Here is a 3,386-nt window from a genome sequence, read left to right as displayed (position 1 = left end):
GACAGATAGGCCAGAGCCAGAAATCCAGCCAGATAAAGTGGTGGCAATTCCAACCAGCGCATCAGAGACTCCATCATTTCAAACTTGAAATTAATCCGCAGCCGCGTTTATATGGCGCAACAGCTGAGAGGATGCCCGATGCCCACCGATTTTGCCAGCCTGCGCGCGCAATTCGACCTTCCCAAAGGCGTGATCTATCTTGACGGAAACTCCCTTGGGCCACTGCCAAGTGCCGCCGCCGCCCGCGTCGCAAAAACCATCACCGAAGAATGGGGCAAGCTGCTGATCACCGGCTGGAACAAGGCGGGGTGGATGGCGCAACCCTCTGCCGTGGGGGATCGTATTGCCAAGCTGATCGGTGCCGAAGCAGGGTCTGTGGTGATGGGCGACACGCTGTCGATCAAAGTCTATCAAGCACTTGCAACCGCGCTGGAAATGAATCCCAAGCGCCGGGTGATCCTGTCCGATACCGGCAACTTCCCGTCGGATCTTTATATGGCTGATGGGCTGTGCCGCACGCTCGGGCCGGATTACATCCTGAAAACCGTGGCACCGGAGGAAGTGCTGGACGCCATTGATGATACTGTCGCCGTCACCCTGATCACTGAGGTCGACTACCGGACCGGGCGCAAACATGACATGAAGGCGATCACCAAACGCGCCCATGAAAAAGGCGCGCTGACGGTTTGGGACCTGGCCCATAGCGCGGGTGCGTTGCCAGTGCATCTGGCCGCCTGCAACGCCGATTTTGCGATCGGCTGCACCTACAAATATTTGAACTCCGGCCCCGGCGGCCCGGCTTTCATCTATGTTGCCCCCCGCCATCAGGAAAAGGCGCGCCCTGCCCTTTCCGGCTGGCTCGGCCATCAGCAACCCTTCGCCTTTGATCTAGATTATACTCCTGGCAATGGCATCGAACGCATGCGGGTCGGCACCCCCCCGGTGCTGCAACTCGCGGCATTGGAGGCTGCGCTCGATATCTGGGAACAAGCCGACATGGCCGATGTCCGCGCCAAATCCATCGCCCTGATCGACCGCTTCATCGCCGGGGTGGAGGGTAGCTTCCCCGACCTCACCCTCGCATCACCGCGTGATGGCACGCTGCGAGGTTCGCAGGCCTCCTTCCGCCATCCCGAGGGTTACGACATCATGCAGGCCCTGATCGCCAACGGCGTGATCGGCGACTTCCGCGCGCCCGATATCCTGCGCTTCGGCTTCACCCCCCTCTACATCAATGAAAATGATGTGGATATGGCAGTGGCGATTCTGGCCGACATCATGACGCAAAGCCTATGGGACCGCCCGGAATACAAAACCCGGTCCCGCGTGACCTGACCGATTGACCCGCGAAATGCGCGCCGCGATTTCATCTTGGCAAAAATACCTCCGCCGGAGGCTCCCGAGGCAGCCACTGGCGCGGGCGACGGGTCATTCGACCCGAACCGTGCCACTGTGCGCGCCCGCCGGTTGGGCAGCCTATTGGCGGCGGGTTGCCGCGATGTCCGTCCTCGCGGTCAATTGAAGCGGCCGATCCCCGATCCGCATGCCTTCAACCCGACCCACTGAGGAACCAACAAATGACCGAATCCCAATGCCCGATGCATACCGCAATCGACCCCGCACAGGACGGCGCGGAGATGTCGTTCGATGGCCGCATGTCTTATGGCGATTATCTGCATATCGACCAGATCCTGACGGCGCAGACCCTGAAATCCGCCGCTCATGATGAAATGTTGTTCATCATCCAGCATCAGACCTCCGAACTCTGGATGCGCCTGGCTATTCACGAACTGGATGCCGCACGCCGAAAGATTGCCGCCGATTGCCCGCGTGAGGCGTTCAAGATGCTCGCCCGTATCTCGCGCATCATGGAACAGTTGAACAACGCTTGGGACGTGCTGCGCACGATGACGCCGTGGGAATACACCCGGTTTCGCGACGATCTCGGGCAATCCTCCGGTTTTCAAAGCCACCAGTACCGGCTGATCGAATTTGCTGTCGGCAACCGCAACGCAGCCATGCTGCGCCCGCATGCGCATCGCGCGGATTACACAGCACTTTTGCAGACCGAACTCGCCCGGCCCAGCCTTTATGATGAGGCGCTGCGCCATTTATATCGTGCCGGCCTGCCTGTTCCCGAAAATGTGATCAACCGTGATCTCTCGCAGCCGTGGGTCGCGAACGAAGGTGTGCAGGCCGTATGGGAAACCGTCTACCGCGATCCCGAAACCTATTGGGAAGCCTATGAAATGGCCGAGAAGCTGGTTGATTTCGAAGACTATTTCCGTCGTTGGCGCTTCAACCACGTCACCACGGTCGAACGCATCATCGGCTTCAAGCGCGGCACCGGCGGCACCTCTGGCGTGCAATACCTGCGCCGGATGCTCGATGTCGTCTTGTTTCCGGAACTTTGGCAGTTGCGCACCACGCTTTAACCCCCGAAAAGCAGCGGGATCGGCGGAAAACCGACCTTTTCGGGCGGTAATCCGCTTTGACCCGTCGCCGCCTTTGTTCTATCGGTGGAAACAATAGAAGAATCCGCTTTGGCGGAAACCAAAGGGTTTATATTTATGCGCAGTTACGGCCCCATTCTCCGCCTCTCTGGCTTGCCGGTTGCAATGTCCTTGCTGCTGGCAGGTTGCGTCGCCCCGATGGCGACCACCCCGGCAGACCCCGTCGCAACCCAACGCAGCGCAGAAGTGGAGCCTGCTTCGACCGCTTATGTCGCGAAGATGGACGGCAATATCGCAATCCCGGCGATCCCGTTGGAAAAATTTCCCGAAGCCTTGCGGCGCCAAGAAGTAAGCTATGCCAGCACGATGCCGCCCGGTTCCATCGTGATCAATCCGGGCCAGAAGTTCCTTTACCTCATCACCGGCAAGAACGAAGCTATCCGCTATGGCATTTCGGTGGGCAAATCCGGTTTTGAATGGGCGGGGGAGGCTGTCGTCTCCGAAACGAAGAACTGGCCGACCTGGACCCCGCCGAAGGAAATGATTGCCCGCAAGCCCGAACTGGAAAAGTGGAAAGATGGCCAACCGGGCGGCCCGACCAACCCGCTGGGTGCGCGCGCGATCTATCTTTTGTCGGGCGGGCGTGACTATGGTTACCGCATCCACGGTACGCCGGATTGGTGGTCGATTGGCAAGAATGCTTCCTCTGGCTGTATCCGGATGATCCAGCAGGACGTGATCGACCTCAACCAACGCATCCGTCCGGGGGCGGAAGTTCTGGTGCTGAACGCCGATGGCTCCACGCCCAAAGGCTTGAAGATTCCGACACCCCCGAAGCCGAAAGTTACCGTCGCCAAAGCAAAGCCCAAGCCCGCAGCGCCCGCGATGCCGGAAATCAAGACCGTGACCTATGAAGGGCCAAAGCTGGAAGCT

At 59.5% G+C, this 3,386-nt stretch carries 3 protein-coding genes; all 3 read left to right on the top strand.

Features of this window, described 5'->3' with window-relative positions; genetic code table 11:
* Positions 1–138: 138 nt before the first annotated feature.
* On the top strand, positions 139–1,335 hold the full coding sequence (kynU, locus tag L0H65_RS16640) for a kynureninase (RefSeq protein ID WP_301460329.1): 1,197 nt from the start codon (positions 139–141) through the stop codon (positions 1,333–1,335).
* 263 nt (positions 1,336–1,598) lie between these two features.
* Complete coding sequence (gene kynA, locus L0H65_RS16635) at positions 1,599–2,435, top strand: tryptophan 2,3-dioxygenase (RefSeq protein WP_301460331.1); 837 nt, start codon at positions 1,599–1,601, stop codon at positions 2,433–2,435.
* A 135-nt stretch (positions 2,436–2,570) separates the two neighbouring features.
* A partial coding sequence (locus L0H65_RS16630; protein ID WP_301460327.1) for a L,D-transpeptidase occupies positions 2,571–3,386 on the top strand: 816 nt, incomplete at its 3' end.

Source organism: Pseudorhodobacter sp., assembly GCF_030452865.1.
Lineage (GTDB): Bacteria > Pseudomonadota > Alphaproteobacteria > Rhodobacterales > Rhodobacteraceae > Pseudorhodobacter.
The sequence above is the reverse complement of the archived record's forward strand: the minus strand, read 5'-3'. Positions and strand labels throughout refer to the sequence as shown.